A 19,361-nucleotide genomic window follows, 5' to 3' on the forward strand; every position below is an offset into this window, starting at 1 on the left:
GGTTCGAGGGCAATGGGCTTGTGGGCGATGGGAAGGACCGGGGATGACTCCAGCCGGGGTGGATCGGGCGCGGGCGCTGCTGTCGGCGGCACAACTGGCCGACGGGCACAACGACCTGCCGTGGGCGCTGCGGAACCTGGCGGGGCCGGACCCGCGGGAGGCGGTGGCCGCGATCGACCTGCTCCAGCGGCAGGACCGGCTGCACACCGATCTGCCGCGCCTGCGTGAGGGCAAGGTCGGCCTGCAGTTCTGGTCGGTGTTCGTGCCGTGCGAGTTCACCGGGGACAGCGCGGTGACCGCGGTGCTGGAGCAGATCGAGGTGGTCTACCAGCTGCTCGAGCGCTACCCGGACCAGCTCGCGCTGGCACGCACCGCCGACGAGGCCGAAGCCGCGTTCCGCGACGGCCGGGTCGCCTCGATGCTCGGCGCCGAGGGCGGCCACAGCATCGCCGAATCCCTGGGGGTGCTGCGGATCCTGCGTCGCCTCGGGGTGCGGTACATGACGCTGACGCACAACTCGAACACGCCGTGGGCGGACTCGGCCACCGACGAGCCGGTGCACGACGGGCTGACCGACTTCGGCCGTGACGTGGTGCGCGAGATGAACCGGATCGGCATGCTCGTCGACCTCTCGCACGTCGCGCCGAGCACCATGCGGGACGCGCTCGACGTGACCACCGCGCCGGTGGTGTTTACGCACTCCTCGTGCCGCGCGGTCAACGACCACCCGCGCAACGTCCCGGACGACGTGCTCGCCCGGCTCGCCGGCAACGGCGGGGTCTGCATGGTCACCTTCGTGCCGAGGTTCGTCTCCGCCAAGGATTCCGTGGGCATCGAGGACGTGGTCGAGCACTTGGAGCACGCGCGTGAGGTGGCCGGGATCGACCACATCGGGGTCGGCGGGGACTACGACGGCGTCAAATCGCTGCCCGCCGGGCTGGAGGACGTCTCGAAGTACCCGGTGCTCTTCGGCGCGCTGCTCGATCGCGGCTGGAGCGAGGACGACCTCACGAAGCTCGCCGGGCGCAACGTGCTGCGGGTGCTGCGTGGCGCGGAGGACGTGGCGAAGGGCGCCGGTTACACCGATGCCTGAAACCTGGCTCGGCCTGCCGGAGGACACCGGCTTCGGCCTGGGGAACCTGCCGTACGGCGTGTTCTCCGGGCCGGGCGGGGACGGACGCCGGATCGGCGTGGCGATCGGCGACCAGGTGCTCGACCTGACCGCGGCGGCGGACGGCACGGACTTCGCTGGATTGCTGCGGGCCGGGGTTCTCAACTCGTTCATGGCGGCGGGACGGCCGGTGTGGCGCGAGGTCCGCGAGACGATCACCGGCTGGCTGATCGACGAAGCGCACCGCGAGCGCGTGAGCGCGCACCTGGTGCCGCTGGCCGAGGTCGAGTTGCACCTGCCGTTCGAGGTGGCGGACTACGTCGACTTCTATTCGAGCGAGCAGCACGCGCTGAACGCGAACCGGATCTTCCGGCCCCAATCGCGTGACGAGGTGCCGCGCAACTGGCGTTCGCTGCCGGTCGGCTACCACGGCCGCGCGGGCACCGTGGTGGTCTCGGGCACGCCGGTGCGCCGGCCGCACGGTCTCCGGCGCGACGGGGACGAGATCGCGTTCGGGCCGAGTGCCCGGCTCGACTTCGAGGCGGAGGTCGGCTTCGTCGTCGGCACGCCGTCGGAACCGGGCGAGCCGGTGGCGGTGGCCGACTACGCCGAGCACGTCTTCGGCGTGTGCCTGGTCAACGACTGGTCCGCGCGCGACATCCAAAGCTGGGAATCCGCGCCGCTGGGCCCTTTCCTGGGCAAGTCGTTCCTCACTTCGGTGTCGCCGTGGGTGGTTCCGCTGGACGCGCTGGCGCACGCGTCGGTGGCGCCGCCGCGGCAGGAGCCCGAGCCGGTGGCGTACCTGCGGGAGCCGGGGGCCGGACTGGACCTGGCGCTCGAAGTGCGGCTGAACGGGCACCTGCTCAGCTCGCCGCCGTTCGCCACGCAGTACTGGACCGCGGCGCAGCAACTGGCGCACCTGACGGTCAACGGCGCGAGCCTGCGGACCGGTGACCTGTACGCGTCGGGCACGGTGAGCGGGCCCGAGCGCGGGCAGTGGGGTTCGCTGCTGGAGCTGTCGTGGAACGGGACCGAGCCGGTCGAGCTGGCGGGCGGCACCCGGACCTTCCTCGAAGATGGCGACGAGGTGACGATCACCGCGACCGCCCCGGGCCCGGACGGCACGCGCCTCGGCTTCGGCGGGGTGACCGGCCGGGTGGGGCTCAGCTGAGGCGGGCGGAGACCACGACCTCGTCGGTGTGGGTGCCGGCGCTGCGGTCGTAGGTGGCGGCGCAGGTGACCAGGCGCAGTTCCGGGCCGGTACCCGAAGCGCCGGTGTAGTCGTCGGCGGTGGCCGGTTCGGCCCGCCGCGGCCGGTGTTCCACCCGGTAGACCTCGAACTCCGCGGTCGAGCCGTCGGCGCGGCCGACACGCACGACGTCGCCGCTGCGCACCTCGTGCAGCCGGTCGAACACGCCCTTGGCGAAGGCGTACACCGCGTGTCCGCTGATCAGGGACGGGCCGGTCTCGCCCGGCGCCGGGCCCGGGGTGTACCAGCCCGCGCGCTTGCCCTCGCCCGGCACCTCCATCGCGCCACGGGCGGTCTGCCCCAGTTCGGCGAGCGTGCCGGTGGCGAGGCCGATCGCCGGGATCTCCAGCGACACCGGTTTCGCCGGGGGCAGCGGGCGGTTGGACGGGCTGGCCGCCTCCCGCGGGGCCACCGTCAGCTCCCCGCCGGTCACCGGCACCGCCGTGCGCTGCGGGGTGACGACGAGCGTGACGCCGGTCAGCGCGCCGGTGACCACCACGACCACGGCCGCGACCACCCCGGCCAGCCGGCCGGTTTCCCCGGCCTCGCGGCACCCCTCTTTCATGGTTTCTTGATCGCTGTTGACCACGGCAGGTGTTACCTCTCCGAGACCCACTGGACCCCTACATCACCCGTATGGGGTAGGTTAAAAAGTTCTTTACTGGGGTTTGCCAGCCGGATCAACGGGGAACAATCGGTTGCCGGTGGACGTGGTGGGAGGTTGTGCGTGGCGCAAGAGCTGGTCGGAGTGCTTGACGTGGGGGCCTTCAGCGCGCGGTTGGTGCTGGTGGAACGCGGTGGATCGCCGGTGGAACCAGCACTCGTGCACAAGACGCGGCTCCGGCTGGACCGCGCGCTAGACGCCGACTGCCGGTTGAGCCAGAGGGGCATCGAGTCCATCACCGAAGCGGTCCGCAAGGCGAACCGCGTCGCGGCCGAGCACGGCGCGCAGGCGGTCTTCCCGTTCGCGACCTCGTCGGTGCGGGACGCGGCGAACGCGCGGCAGGTGGTCGCGAAGGTCGCCAGGGCGACCGGCACCGAACTGCGCTTCCTGTCCGGCCGCCGCGAGGCGGAGCTGTCCTTCGTCGCCGCCCGCCGGTGGTACGGCGCGGCGGCGGGACCGCTGGTGGTGCTGGACGTCGGCGGTGGCACGGTCGAAATCGCCGCGGGTGCCGGTGAAGTGGCCACCTTCGCACGCTCGCTCAAGCTCGGCGCCCGTGAGATGACCCGCGCGTGGCTGAGCAGCGAACAGGCGTCGGCCAAGCGCGTGGACGCCTTGCGCGCCTACACCCTGGACCGCGTGCGCGAGGCGCTCGACGGCGCCGACGACCTGATCGGGGGCTCGCGGGCGATCGGCTGCTCGAAGGTGCTGCGCCAGCTGGCCCGCCTCGCCGGGGCGAGACCCCAGCGGGACGGAGACTTCGTCCCGCGCACCCTGCACGTCGACGATCTGCGCCGCTGGATCCCGCGACTGGCGAAGCTGCCCGCGGACCGGCGTGCCGAACTCCCCGGTATCTCGCGGTGCCGTTCCCGCCAGGCGCTGGCCGGCGCGATCGTGGCCGAGGCACTGCTGACCGTCTGCGGTGAACAGGTGGACGTGTGCCCGTGGTCCACGACCGAGGGCCTGCTGCTGACCATGCTGGACGGCGAGGCCGCCGGAGCCCTGCGCGTCGCTTAGCCGTGACCCGGGTGGGGTACCCCGCCGCAATGGTCACCCACGTGAGCCGAGACGCCTATCTCGGCACCTACCTCAACGACCACCTCGCCGGCGCGACCGGCGGCGTGGACCTGAGCCGCCGCCTGGCCGCCGCCGAGCGCGACACCGACTACGGCCCCGAACTGCGCCGGGTGGCCGCCGAGATCGCCGAGGACCGGCGCAGCCTGCTCGAAATCATGAACGGCCTCGACGTGGTGCTGGCCCGGCACAAGGCCGCGCTGGCCTGGGCCGCCGAGAAGGTCGGGCGGCTGAAGTTCAACGGCAAGCTGTTCCGCCGGTCCCCGCTGAGCCGGGTGGTGGAACTGGAGGCCGTGCGCCTCGGCGTGGAAGGCAAGGCCGCGTGCTGGCGCGCGCTGCGCCACCGCGCGGTCGGCGACTCCCGGCTCGACGTCACCGCACTGGACCGGTTGCTGGAGCGGGCCGGGGAGCAGAGCGAAACCGTGGAACGCCTGCGGGTGCGCGCCACCACGGAAGCCTTCGGCTGAGCCCGGTTGTCAACCCGGCCGTTCGCGGGTACCCCGGGGGTATGCGTGAACAACAACGCCGCTCCGGCGCCGACGAAGACGAGGACCAGCCGCTGTCGGCCGAGGTGCCCCGGACGCCCAAACACCCCGACCTCGATCCGCAGCAGACCAAGGATGTCGACATCGACAACCTGCCGAACAGCGACGACATCACCACGCCGGACAAGCCGGAAACGCCCCCCACCGGGGAAAACCCCGAACCGCCGGACTAATCCTTCCGCCGCCGGGCCGGGGCACGGCCCGGCGGCTGGGAGGGCTCGGGCAGCGACGGCGCTTCCGGGATCGGCATCGCCGTCGCCGACTCGCTGACGGTCACCTTTTCGCCGTGGTGCCGGATGTCCAGCTCGTCACCGCTGAGCAGCTGGTACTTCGCCTCCTCGGGGGTGATCTCCACGGAGAAGTGCGTGCCGAGGAAGATCAGCCGGAACGACACCCGGTCCAGGCCGCGGGGCAGGCGGGGCGCGAACGACAGGCTGCCGTCGTGGTCCCGCATGCCGCCGAGACCGGCGACGGTGGCCAGCCACGCCCCGGCCAGCGACGCCATGTGCAGCCCGTTGCGCACGTTGTTGTGCACGTCGTGCAGATCGGTGAAGGCCGCTTCGGCGAGGTAGTCGTAGGCCAGGTCCAGGTGCCCGACCTCGGCGGCCAGCACCGCCTGCGTCCCGGCCGAGAGCGAGGAGTCCCGCACGGTCCGTTCCTCGTAGTAGGCGAAGTTGCGTGCCTTCTGCTCCGGGGTGAACGCGTCACCGCGCAGGTGCATGGCCAGCACCAGGTCGGCCTGCTTGATCACCTGCTTGCGGTAGAGGTCGAAGTACGGGTAGTTCAGCAGCAGCGGGTAGTGCTCCGCCGGGGTGTTCTCGAAGTCCCAGTCCACGTGCTGGGTGAAGCGCTCCGCCTGCGGGTGCACTTCGAGCAGGTCGTCGTAGGGGATGACCATCTCGTCCGCGGCCCGCCGCCACTCGGCGATCTCGTCGGCGTCGACCTCGAAGGATTCGGCGATGTCGGGGTGCCGCTCGCAGGATTCCGCGGCCTCGCGCAGGTTCCGCTGCGCCATCAGGTTCGTGTAGACGTTGTTGTCCGCGATGGCCGAGTACTCGTCGGGCCCGGTGACGCCGTCGATCCGGAAACCGCCGTGCTTGCCGTGGTGGCCGAGCGAGATCCACAACCGAGCCGTTTCGAGCAGGATTTCGGTGCCGTAGTGCCGTTCGAAGTCCTGGTCGGCGGTCGCGGCCACGTAGCGGGCGACCGCGTCGGCGATGTCCGCGCTGACGTGGAAGGCCGCGGTGCCGGCCGGCCAGTACGCCGAGCACTCGGCGCCGTTGATCGACCGCCACGGGAAGGCCGCGCCACGCAGGCCCAGCTGTGCCGCCCGCTCCCGCGCTTTGTCCAAAGTGGTGTGACGCCAGCGAAGCGCGTCACGCGCGGCTTCCGGCATCGTGTAGGTCAGCACCTGGAGCACGAAGGATTCGGTGTCCCAGAAGGCATGGCCGTCGTAGCCGGGGCCGGTCAGCCCCTTGCCCGGGATGGCGCGACTTTCGCCGCGGGCACCGGCCTGCAGCACGTGGAACAACGCGAACCGCACGGCCTGCTGGAGTTCCGGGTCGCCGTCGATCTGCACGTCGGCGGATTCCCAGAACTCGTCGAGGAACTGCCGCTGCTCGGCGAGCAGGCCCTCCCAGCCGGTCTGCAGCGCGCCGTCGAGCGCCGCTTCCACCTGCGCGCGTAGTGCCGGTGCCGAGCGCTGCGCCGACCAGCCGTAGCCGACGTACTTAATCAGCGTCAGCTTCTCGCCCTTCGGCACGTCGACCGCCGCGGTCAACCGGGCCAGGTCGTCTTCGGCGTGGATGCGGGTGCGCAGGCCGTCGGTGGTCTCCAGGCGGTGGTCCATCGCCGCGGCCATGCGCAGCCCGGACTCGCGGGTGCGGTGCACCAGCACCGCGCGGTAGTCCTCGGCCATGGCGAACTCGCCGACCAGCGGCGAGTCCAGCGCCGCCGCCACCCTCGGGTCGCCGGTGGGGGACTCGATCGGCTCGTTGGCCAGCAGGTCGGACTGCACCACCAGCTGGATCTCGCCGTCCAGCGGTTCCACCTCGTACCGGATGGCCGCCACCGCGCGCTGGGTGAACGAGACCAGCCGCTCGGTGCGCACCCGGACGCGGCGCCCGGTCGGGGAGGACCACTCGGTGGTCCGGCGCAGCGTGCCGGACCGGAAGTCGAGCACGCGCTCGTGCGCGGTCGCCTGCCCGTACCGCATGTCCAGCGGCTCGTCCTCGACCAGCAGCCGGATGATCTTGCCGTCGGTCACGTTGACCACGGTCTGCCCGTCTTCGGGATAGCCGTACCCCGCCTCGGCGTAGGGCAGCTGGTACGACTCGTAGAACCCGTTGAGGTAGGTGCCCGGCAACCCGCGCGGCTCACCCTCCTCGAGCGTGCCGCGCAGGCCGATGTGCCCGTTGGACAGCGCGAAGGTGGATTCCGTGCGCTGCAACTGTTCGACGTCCAAGCCGATCCAGCGCAGTTCCCACGGCGACCGCTCGCTCTGCTCGTACCCGTGAGTCACTCAGCCCTCCAGAAGTTCCGCGAGATCGTCCACCACCACGTTGGCGCCCGCGGCACGCAGCTGTTCAGCCTGGTCCTCGCGGTCCACCCCCACCACGTAACCGAATGCGCCAGCCTTGCCCGCCTGCACCCCGGAAATGGCGTCCTCGAAGACGGCGGCCGCGGCCGGTTCGGTGTCCAGCGCGCGGGCCCCGGCCAGGAACGAGTCCGGCGCGGGCTTGCCGCGCAACTTCCGTTGCACGATCTCGATGCCGTCGATCCGCGCCTGCACGAACTTGGTCAGGTCGGCGCCGTCGAGCACCTTCGCGCCGTTGGCCGACGAGGTGACCACGCCGATCTTCAGCCCGGCGTCACGGACGGCTTCGAGGTAGCGCACCGAGCCGGGGTACGGGTTCACCCCCTGCTCGTCGATGATCGCCAGCACGAGTTCGTTCTTGCGGTTCCCCACGCCGTGCACGGTTTCGCGGTCCGGCGGATCGCCGGGTTCGCCTTCGGGCAGGACGATTTCCCGCGACGCCAGGAACTGCCGGACCCCGTCGAACCGCGGCCGCCCGTCCACGTGGTCGGCGTAGTCGCGATCGGTGAAGGGACGGAAGTCCGCGCCGTCGCGAGCCCGCAGGAACTCGTCGAAGGTCTGCTTCCACGCTTGCTTGTGCAGGGCGGCGGTGCCGGTGAGCACGCCGTCCAGGTCGAACAGGCAGGTGGTGATCCCATCGGGCAAACCAAGCATGTCCGAACCGTACCGGCGGTCGGCCGTCGCCGCCGTGCAGTGTTCGTCCCGGCTCGTCCGGTTCGCCTTATTTTCCCCGGGCGGCGAGGAAGCGATCGGCGCCCGCTCGCAGGTCAACGATGGGGTCCGGGTAGTTGTCGGCGCCGCCGCGCTTCCACGGCTCGTGCACCGCCGGACCCTCGATCCCGGCGAGTTCGGGCACGTACCGGCGCACGTAGTCGCCTTGCGGGTCGTACCGCTTCGCTTGCAGGAGCGGGTTCAGCACCCGGTTCGGGCGCGTGTCGGTGCCGGTACCCGCGACCCACTGCCAGTTGAGCTGGTTGTTGGCCATGTCGGCGTCGATCAGGTGCGCCAGGAAGTGCCGGGCGCCCTCCCTCCAGTCCAGGTACAGCGTCTTGGTCAGGAAGCTGCCCACGATCAGCCGCGCGCGGTTGTGCATCCAGCCCTCGCGCAGCAACTGCCGCATCCCGGCGTCGACGATCGGGACGCCGGTGCGCCCGTCGCGCCAGGCATCGAGGTCCGGGGCGGACCGGCGCCAGCGGTCACCGCGGGCGCGGTAGTCGGCGTGCGTGCAGTCCGGCCGCGCGGCGAGCACCTGGTGGTGGAAGTCCCGCCAGGCCAGTTGCCGGACGAAGGCCTCGGCACCGGCCGACCGGCCGGCGCGGTGCACCAGTTCGTTGGCCGACACCGAGCCGAAGTGCAGGTGCGGGGACAGCCGTGAGGTCCCGCCCGCGGCCAGGTCGTCCTGCTTCCGCGGGTAGTCGTCCACCTGGCCGTCGAGCCAGTCGCCGACCAGTTCGCGGCCCGCGCGCTCACCGCCGTCCGGCAGGTCCGGCGCGGTCCGCCCGGCGCAGATTTCCCCCGCCGACGGCACTTTCCCGGCGCGGACCCGGGCGGGGGAGAGCTTCGGCGGTTCGAGCACCGAGCGCCGGTCGGTCTCCGACCAGCGCCGGAAGTACGGGGTGAACACGGCGAAGTGGTTCTTGCCGCCGGTGGGCGTCACCGCGCCCGGCGCGAGCACGGTGGTCACCGCGTCGTGGACGATCAGGCGGTCGCCCAGTTCGTCGCGCAGCGCGTCCTCGCGCCGGTGCGCGAACGCGCTGACGTCGGCGGCGACGTGCACCTCGTCGGCCCCGAACTCACGCACCCTGGTGACCACGTCACCGCGGCGGACCACCAGGCGGGCACCCAGTTCCGCCAGCCCGGCGTCCAGGTCGCGCAGGCAGTCCGCGAGGAAGGCGGCCCGGTTCGGCGTGCCGGTGATCCGCTCGTCCAGCACGAACAGCGGGATCACCCGGCCCGCCTTCGCGGCCGCGGTCAGCACGGGGTTGTCGTGCACCCGGAGGTCACGGGTGAACAAGGCGATCGCGACGGTCAAAAGTGGTCCCTCCGGTGTTCCTGGTCCACCACGGCGGGCAGGTCGGACAGCCGGGCCAGTCCGTCCAGCGGCCGCCGCATCCGGTGGTTGTCCTTGAGGCGCCCGGCGTTGCGGTCGAGGAAGGCCCAGTAGCCCGCGGTGAACGGGCAGGCGTTCTCGCCGACGCGGACCTTCGGATCGAACTCGCAGCGGCGGCAGTGGTCGCTCATCCGGTTCACGTACGCCCCGCCCGCGGCATACGGTTTGGTCGCCACGATGCCGCCGTCGGCGTACTGGCTCATCCCGATCACGTTGGCGGGCATGACCCACGGGAAGCCGTCGACGAAGGCGGTGGCGAACCACTCGGTCAGCTCACGCGGCCGGTACCCGCGTTGCAGCGCGTGGTTCCCGAGCACCATCAGGCGTTCGATGTGGTGCGCGTAGCCCCGGTCGCGGACGCCGGTCAGCGCGGTGCGCAGGCAGTGCGCGGTCACCGCCTCCGGTTCGAGTTCGAGCCACCACCGCGGCACGGGTTCGCAGGCCTGCAGGCGGTTGTGGTCGAGGTAGTCCGGTCCGAGGTGCCAGTACAGCTGCCACACCCATTCGCGCCAGCCGAGGATCTGGCGGACGAAACCCTCGACGCAGGCGAGCGGCGCGCTGCCGTCCTCGTAGCGGGCGGCGGCCTGCTCGGCGACGTCGAGCGGGTCGAGCAGGCCGAGGTTGAGCGGCACCGAGAGCAGCGCGTGCGACATCGCCCAGTCGTCCCCGAGCATCGCGTCCTGGTACGGGCCGAACGTGGGCAGCCGGTCGTCGAGGAACCTCTTCAGCGCCCGGCGTGCTTCGGCCCTGGTGACCGCGAACCGGCGCGGCCCGTCCACCCCGACCGGCGAGATCCGGCCGTCGCGGGCCATCCGGTCCAGGTCCGCGCGGACCTGTTCGTCGATCTCGTTCTCCCGCGGGTGCCACGGCTTCGGCACGTCGAGCGTGCGCTGCTTCGGCGGTGGTTTCCGGTTCTCGTGGTCGAAGTTCCACCGGCCGCCCACCGGTTCGCCGTCGCCTTCCACCAGGATGCCCAGGCGCCGGCGCTGGTCGCGGTAGAAGTCCTCCATCAGGTACCGGTGCCGGTCGCGTGCCCACTCGGCGAAGTCCGCTTTGGACCGGGTGAAGCCGGGCGTCGGCCGGATCTCGGTGACCACGCCCTCGTCGCGCAGGCGGCGGACCAGCCGGTCGGCCGCGCGGGAATGGGGTTCGTGCACCACCACCGGACTGCCGAACTCCGCCAGCCCCGCGCGGTAGTTCTCCGCGCGGACGAGGGTGACCTGGTCGCCGAGTTCGGCCGCGAGCTGGCGCATCCCGGCCAGCACCAGGTGCAGTTTCTGCCGGTGGAAGCGCTTGTGCGCGAAGGCGTGCGCCGACTCGACCAGCACGATCGGGCGCCCGGCCAGGTCGCCGCCGCGGAAGTGCGGGCCGAGCTGGTCGGCGAACAACCACAGCGGCGTCTCGTCGGTCACGCGTACAGCCTGCGGGGACCGTGCCCGGCTCGCAGCGCGAGGACGCCCCGGCGGGTGATGTCCGCCGGGGCGCCTTTCCTGCCGCGGGGTCAGCCCCCGTTGCGCTCCTTCGTGGCGCGGGCCGAGCGGGTGCAGACCTCGCCCACGTCCACCGTCTGCCCGCGGTCGGCGAACACGTCGGTCAGCCCGACGATCTTGCCGCGCGGCGAGGTGCAGGTGAGCGTGTACGCCTCCTTGGGGCCGTAGGTGGTCGGCAGCGGCGAGGCGAACTCGACGCGCGCGGTCCAGTCGTCCGGCGTGGCCGGGTCCACCTGGTCGTAGTTGACGAACACGGCGACGTAGTCACCGGCCGGCGGGTCGAACATCACCGCCCGCTCCTGCCGGGTGCTGCCGTTCGCCGACTGGGTGACCAGCTTGCCGGTCGAGTCGAACACGTAGACGTCCCAGTCGGTGGCCGTGCTGGCCCAGTCCACGGCCACGGTCAGCTTGCCGTTGTCCACCGCGGGCAGCCCGTCGACGTGGAACGGCACGCTCTCCACGTTGACGTCGTCGCTCGGGTAGTCGGTGTTCTCCGCGGGCACGCCCGCCGGGTTGGCCAGCGGGATCCCGGCCTGCGCCGGGCCCTGCGGGTCACGGCCGTAGCGACCGGCCACGTACGGGCGGGTGGACGGGTTGACCGACCAGGCGAACCGGCCGCCGGTGGTGGTCAGCTTCGAATCCAGCTTGTCGGTCACGTAGATCGGCGCGCCGGTCGAGCCGTCCGGGTTCTGCACCGCCGAGGTCGGCGTCTGGAAGGTCTTGTGCAGCTTCAGTTCGTAGCCCTTGGGCGCCGAGCCGATCAGCGTGGAGTGCGCCGCCGGGTCGGCCGCGTTGGCCAGCATGTCGGTGAACGCCTGGCGGTTGCCGCCCTTGCCCGCGCCCGCCGCCGGGGCGAGCCCGGCGTACTCGGCGATCACGCCGTCGGCGAACGGCGGGTGGAACTCGTTCGGGCCGATCTCGAAGGTGAAGCCCCAGCCACCGGTGGCCCAGTACGACCAGTCCTCGGTGGACCCGGTGGTGTCGTAGAGCGCCCACGACGGCTGGTTGGTGTACCCGTTGCGGGAAGCCATCTTCGCGCCGAGCGCGGCGTAGGCCGGCTCGTCCAGGGGCGGCCGCACGTCGGCCACGCCGGGCACCCGGAGCACCAGGTTCGAGTAGGTGTGCAGGGTGATCAGGTTGGTCACCTGGCGCGAGGACACGATCGACCGGATGTTGCGGGTCTCCGGCTCGGAGAACGGGCCGGAACCGCGGAAGGTGTCGTCGCTCCACGCCGTCGCCGCGCCGGGACCGCCCCAGAACCCGGCGTAGTTGCGGTTCGGGTCGGTGCCGCGCAGCCTGCCCGCCGGGTTCGCCTTGCAGACCCCGGTGGCGTACTGCGGCGGCGAGTCGGCGGCGTTGCAGTTCTTGCGCTTCATCTCGTAGTCGAACAGGGTGAAGTCGCCGCGCGGCTCGGCTTCGCGGGAGATGGAGAAGCCGTCGGGATTGACGATCGGCACCACGATGTTGCGGGTGCGCCCTACCAGGTTCTTCAGCTCGGCGTTGTTCGTCCGGTAGCCCTTGACCAGGTCGTGCAGCCATTCCATGGCGTGCTCGCCGGCCGGCCACTCACGGGCGTGGTGCACGCCCATGGTGAAGTTCACCGGCTTGCCGTCGGCGGGGTTCGAGACGTTCGTGGCGACCTCGGCGGCGACCACTTCACGGCCTTCGATGGTGGCCTCGGGCAGCGTGAACGCCCGCACCAGGTTCGGGTTGGCGCGCGCGAGTTCCTTGACCTCGAACTCGTAGTCGTAGAGGTGGCGGTAGGCGGTGCGCCCGGACGGCAGCACCGACGGCGGTGCCTTGGCCGCGAACTCGGCGTCGGTCTTGGCGTTCTGCACCGACTTCGCCGACAGGTCCGGGATGACCACAGTGGACTGCAGGCCGCTGGCGGCCAGCTTGCCGCGGTCCTCGGCACCGGCCAGCACCACCTCGACCCCGGTGGCGTCGGCCTTCTCGGTCACGTCCAGGCCGAGGTCGAGCAGCCGGTCCTTGTCCGCCTTGGCCGGGGTGTGCACGCGGACCAGCTCGGCCTTCTCCGGGGCGCTGCCCTGCGGGGTCAGCGCCAGGAAGTCCACGCCGAGCACGGCGTTGCGCGCCGGCCCGCTGTAGCGGCACGCCTGCACGACGAGCTGCTGGCCCTGCTTCACAAAGCTTTCGGCCAGTTCGCGGGTGCGCAGCCCGGCCGAAGCGGCGACCACCTTGCCGGTGGCCTTGTCGAACACGGCGAGGTCCCAGTCGCCTTCGCTGCCGCGCGAGGGCGAGAGCCGGGCCTGGACCAGACCATTCACCGAGGCGGTCACCTCACGGCGGTCCGCGCCGGGCGCGTTCTTCGGCAACGGCGCGGCGAAACACGAGCGCGCGACCGAGTTGTCCGCTCGCACCACGTTGTCGGCGGCGGTCGCGGTGGTGGCCGAAGCCAGCCCGCCCGCGAGCGCGACGGCCAGCGCCCCCGCGGTGACCGCGCGCCGGAGTCTGAGTCGTTCCGGTGAATTGCCCACTGCCAGGCCCTCCCAGAAAGTTGTTGCCCCACAGGGGAATCGCCCCGCCGGGTGCACCGGATGAGGACTGTAGACGGTCAGCGGGGGTTAGGCGATGGGCCGAAAGTCGGTCACTCCGGCGGTCGCACCCGGCGCCCGCGCACGGCTTCCGCGCCACCGAGGCGGTGGAGAATTTCCGTCAGCAGCACGCGTGCGTCCGCGACCCGGTCGGCGCCCCACTCCGCCTCCAGTTCGGACTCCAGTGCGGCGCGGTGCCGTCGCGCCGATTCGACCGATTCGCGGCCGAACCCGGTGAGCTCGAGCAGACGCGCCCGGCCGTCACCCGGCGCGGGTTTCCTGGTGAGCACACCCCGGCGGACCAGGTCGGCCACCGCCTTGGACGCCGCCTGCTGCGTGACACCCATGCGCGTGGCGAGCGCGGAGACGGTCAGCGGGCCGGCGAGCACGTGCTGCACCACGAACCCGTCGTTGAACCGCAGTTCGCCGAAGCCGTCGCCGTCCATCCGGCGCTGCACCTCGCCGGTCATCGCCCAGCCGGCGAACAAGGCGATCAGGGACAGCTCGGTCCGGCTCGGCTCTACCGGGGGCTCGCTCATGGCGCTAAGGTACACAACCATGGTTGTGGAAACCGTGGTGCCCCCGGTGGCGGTGCTCGACGAGTTCGTGCGCGTGGCCCACCGGGTGGTCTGGTGCTCGATGGCGACCGTCGACCGGCGCGGCAGGCCGCGGTCACGCGTGGTGCACCCGTACTGGGAACGGGTGGGCGATTCGCTTATCGGCTGGGTGACGACGCGCCCGACTCCGCTGAAACGCGCTCACCTGGCGTGCTCGCCGTACGTGTCGTGTTCGTACTGGGATCCGCGGCAGGAGGTGGCCGTGGCGGAGTGCGACGCGGAGTACGCGGACTCCCCGGAGTACCGGCGGCACGTGTGGGACCTCTTCGGCTCGGCCGAGCCACCACTGGGCTTCGACCTGCGGATACTCGGGGTCGACGACCCGCTCGACGAACGGTTCACACTGCTGCGGCTGCGGCCGTGGCGCCTGCGAACGGCCGAATCGGCCTGGCGCCGGGGGTCGGCCATCCGGCCGATGGCCGCCGGGCCGAAGGGCTGATCCAGTGGTGGCCGTCACCCCATAGTGTGACCCCCGTCAGCAAATCGTCGTCTACGGGGAGATCACGTAAATGCTTCACAGGACAGGGGCACTGGTGGCCGGACTGGCCGCCGCGGGCGCGGTACTGGCACCGGGGGTCGCCGCGGCGGCCGGTGGGCCGACGCCGTTCATCATCGGCGGACGCGACGCCACCGAGGACTACTCGTTCATGGTTTCGCTGCAGCAGGGTGGCAACCACTTCTGCGGTGGCTCGCTGATCAGCGCGGACTGGGTGGTGACCGCGGCGCACTGCGTCCAGGGGGCGCGGCCGGACGAGGTCACCACGAGGGTCGGGGCGCGGGAGCACGGCAGCGGCGGCACCGAGACCGGCGTCAGCCGGATCATCGTGCACCCGGACTACGCCGGGATGAACCCGCCGGGCGGGGACGTCGCGCTGCTGCAGCTGGACCAGGCGGTGACCGAGACGCCGATCAAGATCGCCGGCGCCGCCGGTGACGCGGGCACGGCGACGCGGATCCTCGGTTGGGGCGAACACTGCGTCGAGGAGGACTGCGGGGCGCCGGACATCCTCCAGGAGCTGGACACCAAGGTCATGCCGGACACGGACTGCAGCAACTTCGCCGCGGGCAAGGAAATCTGCACCGGGACCGACACGCCGAACGCCATGGGCTGCTACGGCGACTCGGGCGGGCCGCAGATCAAGGGCAGGCCGGGGGAATGGGAACTGATCGGGGCCACCAGCCGCGACGGCGACGAGGACCCGAAGTGCTCCAGCGGCCTCGGCGTGTGGACCGACGTCACCTTCTACCAGGACTGGATCGCCGAACAACAAGCGAGCTAGGACCCGGGGGTGTCACGAATGTGGCTTTCGAGACGTTGTCCGTCCCGAAAGCCACATTCGTGGCACTGGCACCGCCGCCGCGACACAAATGTGGCTTTGGGGGCCGATTCCGCCCCCAAAGCCACATTCGTGTCCGGCCGGATGCGGCGAGTGCGGGTTTCGGCTGCGGCAATGTGGAACTCGGCTGCCTGAATGTGCGACTCGCCCGGGATGCGGCGAGAGCCGGGCGAGTTCCACGTTCCCGCAGCCGAGTTCCACGTTCAGGCACCCGAATCCCACGTTCGTGCAACCGAACTCCACATTCAGGCGGCCGAGTTCCACATTCGTGACACCGGGACCACCGCCGCGGCTCCAGGGCCTCCAGCCGGCTGATTCGGTAGGGGCCAATGCTATGAGTGGGGCATTACTGGCATTCAGCGCAAGTAATGCCCCACTCATAGCGTTCAGCCCTACTCTTCGAGGTCGCCTTCCAGTTGTAGGTAGACCTCGCGCATGCGGGCAAGCAGGTCCGGGTCCGGTTCGGCCCACAGGCCCCGGTCGGCGGCCTCGTTCAGCCGTTCGATGATGCCCCGCAGCGCCCACGGGTTCGCCTTGGTCAGAAACTCCTGGTTCTCCTTGTCCAGCACGTAGGACTCGGAGAGCTTCTCGTACATCCAGTCCTGCACCACGCCCGCGGTCGCGTCGAAGCCGAACAGGTAGTCCACGGTGGCCGCCAGCTCGAAGGCGCCCTTGTACCCGTGCCGCCGCATCGCGGTCAGCCAGCGCGGGTTCACCACCCGGGCGCGGAAGACGCGCGCGGTTTCCTCACCGAGTGTCCGGGTGCGCACCGCGTCCGGGGTGGTGCTGTCGCCCACGTAGGACACCGGCGCCTTCCCGGTCAGCGCGCGCACGGTGGCGATCATGCCGCCGTGGTACTGGAAGTAGTCGTCCGAGTCGGCGATGTCGTGCTCACGCGTGTCGGTGTTCTTCGCCGCCACGGTGATCCGCCGGTACGCGGTCTCCATGTCCGGCCGGGCCGGGGCACCGTCGAGGTCGCGGCCGTAGGCGTACCCGCCCCACACCGCGTAGACCTCGGCGAGGTCGGCGTCGTCGCGCCAGTTGCCCGAGTCCATCAGCGGCAGCAGCCCGGCCCCGTAGGAACCCGGCTTCGAGCCGAAGATGCGGGTGGTGGCACGGCGTTCGTCGCCGTGCTCGGCCAGGTCCGCGCGAGCGTGCGCCCGCACGAAGTTCTCCGACTCCGGCTCGTCCAATCCGGCGACCAGGCGGACGGCGTCGTCGAGCAGTTCGATCACATGTGGGAAGGCGTCGCGGAAGAAGCCGCTGATCCGGACCGTCACGTCGATGCGCGGGCGGCCCAGTTCGGCCAGCGGGATCGCCTCGATGCCGGTCACCCGCCGCGAAGCCTCGTCCCACACCGGCTGGACGCCCAGCAGCGCCAGCACTTCCGCGGCGTCGTCACCGGAGGTGCGCATCGCCGCGGTGCCCCACACCGACAACCCGACCGACGGCGGCCATTCGCCGGTGTCCTCGCGGTAGCGCCGCAGCAGTGAATCCGCCAGCGCCTGCCCGGTTTCCCAGGCGAGCCTGCTCGGGATCGCCTTCGGGTCCACGGTGTAGAAGTTGCGGCCGGTGGGCAGCACGTTGATCAGCCCGCGCAGCGGGGACCCGCTCGGCCCGGCCGCGATGTACCCGCCGTCGAGCGCGTGCAGCACCGCGTCGATCTCCGCGGTGGTCCCGGCCAGGCGTGGCACGATCTCGTCGGCGGCGAAGGTCAGTACTTTGTGGACGGTTTCGTCCGGCGCGCCGAGCACGTCGGTGCACACCGCGCCGACCGCTTCCGGTGCCCAGTCCCGCTCCTCCATCGCGAGCACGAGCTTGCGCGCCGTCGCTTCGATGGCGTCCACTTCGGACGTCGGCGCGTCGCTGTTCTCCTTGAGCCCCAAAGCGGACCGCAGGCCGGGCACGGCGCCGTGCTGACCGCCGAAGATCTGCTGTGCCCGCAGCATGGCGAGCACCAGGTTCACCCTGGCCTCACCTTCGGGCGCCTCACCGAGGATGTGCAGGCCGTCGCGGATCTGCGCGTCCTTGACCTCGCACAGCCAGCCGTCGATGTGCAGCAGGAAGTCGTCGAACTCCGCGTCGTGCGGGCGTTCCTCCACGCCGAGGTCGTGGTCGAGCTTGGCCGCCTGGATCAGCGTCCAGATCTGCGCGCGGATGGCGGGCAGCTTCGCCGGGTCCATCGCGGCGATGTTCGCGTGCTCGTCGAGCAGTTGCTCCAGCCGCGCCATGTCGCCGTAGCTCTCGGCACGGACCATCGGCGGCACCAGGTGGTCGACGATGGTCGCGTGCGCGCGCCGCTTGGCCTGCGCGCCCTCACCGGGGTCGTTGATCAGGAACGGGTAGATCAGCGGCAGGCTGCCCAGCACCGCGTCCGGCCCGCACGACGCGCTCAGCCCCGCCGTCTTGCCCGGCAGCCACTCCAGCGAGCCGTGCTTGCCGAGGTGGACCGCGGCGTGCGCGCCGAAGTCCTCCTCCAGCCAGCGGTAGGCGGCCAGGTAGTGGTGGCTCGGCGGCAGGTCCGGATTGTGGTAGATGGCCACCGGGTTCTCGCCGAACCCGCGCGGCGGCTGGATCATCAGCAGCACGTTGCCCGCCTGGATCGACGCCAGCACGATGTCGCCGTTGTCCACGTACAGCTCACCCGGCGGCGGTCCCCAGTGCTCCTCCATGTTCGCGCGCAGGTCCTCGGGCAGCACTTCGAACCACTCGCGGTAGCGCGCCGCCGGTACGCGGATCGGGTTGCCGGACAACTGTTCCTGCGTCAGCCACTCCGGGTCCTGGCCGCCCGCGGCGATGAGCGCGTGGATGAGGGCGTCACCGTCGGGCTGGTCGGTGCCGGTCGGGTCGAGGCCGGGCAGGCCGTCGCCGAGGTCGTAGCCCTGGTCCCGCATGGCGCGCAGCAGCTTGACCGCGCTCGCCGGGGTGTCCAGGCCGACCGCGTTGCCCACGCGCGAGTGCTTGGTCGGGTACGCGGACAGCACCAGCGCGATCCGGCGTTCGGCGGGCGGGATGTACCGCAGCCGCGCGTGCCCCAGCGCGATCTTCGCGACCCGCGAAGCGCGTTCGGTGTCCGGCACGTAGCGGGGCAGGCCGTCGCTGTCGGTCTCCTTGAAGGAGAACGGCACGGTGATCAGCCTGCCGTCGAACTCCGGCACCGCGACCTGCGAAGCCGCGTCGATCGGGGAGAGGCCCTCGTCGTTGGCCGACCAGGTCTCGTGGTCGTTGGTCAGGCAGAGCGCCTGCAGGATCGGGATGTCCAGCGCGGCGAACTCGGCCACGTCCCAGGCCTCGTCGTCCCCGCCCGCGCCCGCTTCGGCCGGTTTGGTGCCACCCGCGGCCAGCACGGTGACCAGCAGCGCGTCCGCCTTGGTCAGCTCCGCCATCATCTCCGGGTCACGGGCGCGCAGCGTGGCGCAGTAGATCGGCAGCGGCCGCCCGCCCGCGTCCTCGACCGCGTCGGCCAGCGCCTGCACGAACGCGGTGTTCCCGCTGAGCTGGTGGGCGCGGTAGTACAGGATCGCCACCACCGGGCCGTCGGTGTTCCGCTGCTCGCGCTCCAGCACGCCCCACGCCGGCTGCTCCACCGGCGGTTCGAAGCCGTGGCCGGTGAGCAGCAGCGTGTCCGACAGGAAGTGGTGCAGTTGCTCGAGGTTCGCCGGGCCGCCCTGCGCGAGGTAGGCGTGTGCCTCGGCGGCGATCCCGGCGGGCACGGTGGACAGCCGCATCAGCTCCGCGTCCGGCGCCTGCTCCCCGCCGAGCACCACCACGTGCGCCCCGCTGGCCCGGACCTGGGCGAGCCCGTCGGGCCAGGTCCGCTCGTTGCCGAGGATGCGCACCACGACCACCGGCACCCCGTCGAGCAGCGACGGCAGCTCGGCGAGGTCCAGCCGGGCCGGGTTGGCCAGCCGGTACCCGGCGCCGGACGCCCTGGCGCTGAGCAGGTCGGTGTCCGAAGTGGACAGGAGCAGGATCATGACGCGGCCGCCTCCGTAGTGTGGGTCGGCCACTCACTC

Annotated in this window: 15 protein-coding genes; 7 read left to right on the forward strand and 8 right to left on the reverse strand. The window is 71.4% G+C overall.

Going from position 1 to position 19,361, the window contains the following annotated elements:
- The first annotated feature begins 43 nt into the window (after window positions 1–43).
- Window positions 44–1,093, forward strand: coding sequence for a dipeptidase (locus tag JOM49_RS17540; RefSeq protein WP_209665353.1), 1,050 nt, complete (start codon window positions 44–46; stop codon window positions 1,091–1,093).
- Window positions 1,086–2,282 carry a fumarylacetoacetase gene (fahA, locus tag JOM49_RS17545; protein WP_209665354.1) on the forward strand — a complete coding sequence of 399 codons (1,197 nt, stop codon included), beginning with the start codon at window positions 1,086–1,088 and terminating at the stop codon, window positions 2,280–2,282. The genes JOM49_RS17540 and fahA overlap by 8 nt, the downstream gene beginning before the upstream one ends.
- On the opposite strand, the gene JOM49_RS17550 is transcribed toward fahA, so the two are convergent.
- Window positions 2,275–2,925 carry a sortase domain-containing protein gene (locus JOM49_RS17550; protein ID WP_209665355.1) on the reverse strand — a complete coding sequence of 217 codons (651 nt, stop codon included), beginning with the start codon at window positions 2,923–2,925 and terminating at the stop codon, window positions 2,275–2,277. The two genes, fahA and JOM49_RS17550, sit on opposite strands and share 8 nt — an antisense overlap.
- A 174-nt stretch (window positions 2,926–3,099) precedes the next feature.
- Here JOM49_RS17550 and JOM49_RS17555 point away from each other — a divergent pair, with 174 nt between their 5' ends.
- From JOM49_RS17555 to JOM49_RS17565, 3 genes are read left to right on the forward strand one after another with little or no spacing between them, the layout of a single operon-like run.
- Window positions 3,100–4,038 (forward strand): Ppx/GppA phosphatase family protein, encoded by a 939-nt coding sequence (locus JOM49_RS17555; RefSeq protein WP_245370504.1) that lies wholly within the window; start codon window positions 3,100–3,102, stop codon window positions 4,036–4,038.
- Window positions 4,039–4,079: 41 nt separating this feature from the next.
- Window positions 4,080–4,562, forward strand: a complete 483-nt coding sequence (locus JOM49_RS17560; RefSeq protein ID WP_245369360.1) for a hypothetical protein — start codon at window positions 4,080–4,082, stop codon at window positions 4,560–4,562.
- A 41-nt stretch (window positions 4,563–4,603) separates the two neighbouring features.
- Window positions 4,604–4,813 carry a hypothetical protein gene (locus JOM49_RS17565; protein WP_209665358.1) on the forward strand — a complete coding sequence of 70 codons (210 nt, stop codon included), beginning with the start codon at window positions 4,604–4,606 and terminating at the stop codon, window positions 4,811–4,813.
- Here JOM49_RS17565 and JOM49_RS17570 read toward each other — a convergent pair.
- The 6 genes from JOM49_RS17570 to JOM49_RS17595 all read right to left on the reverse strand — a co-directional run bounded on the left by JOM49_RS17570 (window position 4,810) and on the right by JOM49_RS17595 (window position 13,930).
- A complete protein-coding gene (locus JOM49_RS17570; RefSeq protein WP_209665359.1) occupies window positions 4,810–7,161 on the reverse strand; it encodes a glycoside hydrolase family 65 protein in 2,352 nt (783 codons plus the stop codon). The two genes, JOM49_RS17565 and JOM49_RS17570, sit on opposite strands and share 4 nt — an antisense overlap.
- The gene (locus tag JOM49_RS17575; RefSeq protein ID WP_209665360.1) at window positions 7,162–7,890 is read right to left on the reverse strand and encodes an HAD family hydrolase; all 729 of its coding nucleotides are present in this window, start codon (window positions 7,888–7,890) and stop codon (window positions 7,162–7,164) included.
- A gap of 67 nt (window positions 7,891–7,957) precedes the next feature.
- Window positions 7,958–9,268 (reverse strand): cryptochrome/photolyase family protein, encoded by a 1,311-nt coding sequence (locus tag JOM49_RS17580; RefSeq protein WP_209665361.1) that lies wholly within the window; start codon window positions 9,266–9,268, stop codon window positions 7,958–7,960.
- Window positions 9,265–10,758, reverse strand: a complete 1,494-nt coding sequence (locus tag JOM49_RS17585; RefSeq protein ID WP_209665362.1) for a cryptochrome/photolyase family protein — start codon at window positions 10,756–10,758, stop codon at window positions 9,265–9,267. The genes JOM49_RS17580 and JOM49_RS17585 overlap by 4 nt, the downstream gene beginning before the upstream one ends.
- An 89-nt stretch (window positions 10,759–10,847) precedes the next feature.
- Entirely contained in the window at window positions 10,848–13,334 is a 2,487-nt protein-coding gene (locus JOM49_RS17590; RefSeq protein WP_372444028.1) for a M14 family zinc carboxypeptidase, read from the reverse strand.
- Between the two features lie 110 nt (window positions 13,335–13,444).
- On the reverse strand, window positions 13,445–13,930 hold the full coding sequence (locus JOM49_RS17595) for a MarR family winged helix-turn-helix transcriptional regulator (protein WP_209665363.1): 486 nt from the start codon (window positions 13,928–13,930) through the stop codon (window positions 13,445–13,447).
- 19 nt (window positions 13,931–13,949) lie between these two features.
- Here JOM49_RS17595 and JOM49_RS17600 point away from each other — a divergent pair, with 19 nt between their 5' ends.
- Window positions 13,950–14,447: a pyridoxamine 5'-phosphate oxidase family protein gene (locus JOM49_RS17600; protein ID WP_209665364.1), complete on the forward strand. Its 498-nt coding sequence runs from the start codon at window positions 13,950–13,952 to the stop codon at window positions 14,445–14,447.
- Between the two features lie 70 nt (window positions 14,448–14,517).
- Window positions 14,518–15,288 (forward strand): S1 family peptidase, encoded by a 771-nt coding sequence (locus tag JOM49_RS17605; RefSeq protein ID WP_209665365.1) that lies wholly within the window; start codon window positions 14,518–14,520, stop codon window positions 15,286–15,288.
- Between the two features lie 449 nt (window positions 15,289–15,737).
- Here JOM49_RS17605 and cobN read toward each other — a convergent pair whose 3' ends face one another.
- Entirely contained in the window at window positions 15,738–19,322 is a 3,585-nt protein-coding gene (gene cobN / locus JOM49_RS17610) for a cobaltochelatase subunit CobN (protein ID WP_209665366.1), read from the reverse strand.
- Between the last annotated feature and the right edge of the window lie 39 nt (window positions 19,323–19,361).

The sequence above is a fragment of the Amycolatopsis magusensis genome (assembly GCF_017875555.1).
GTDB lineage: Bacteria > Actinomycetota > Actinomycetes > Mycobacteriales > Pseudonocardiaceae > Amycolatopsis > Amycolatopsis magusensis.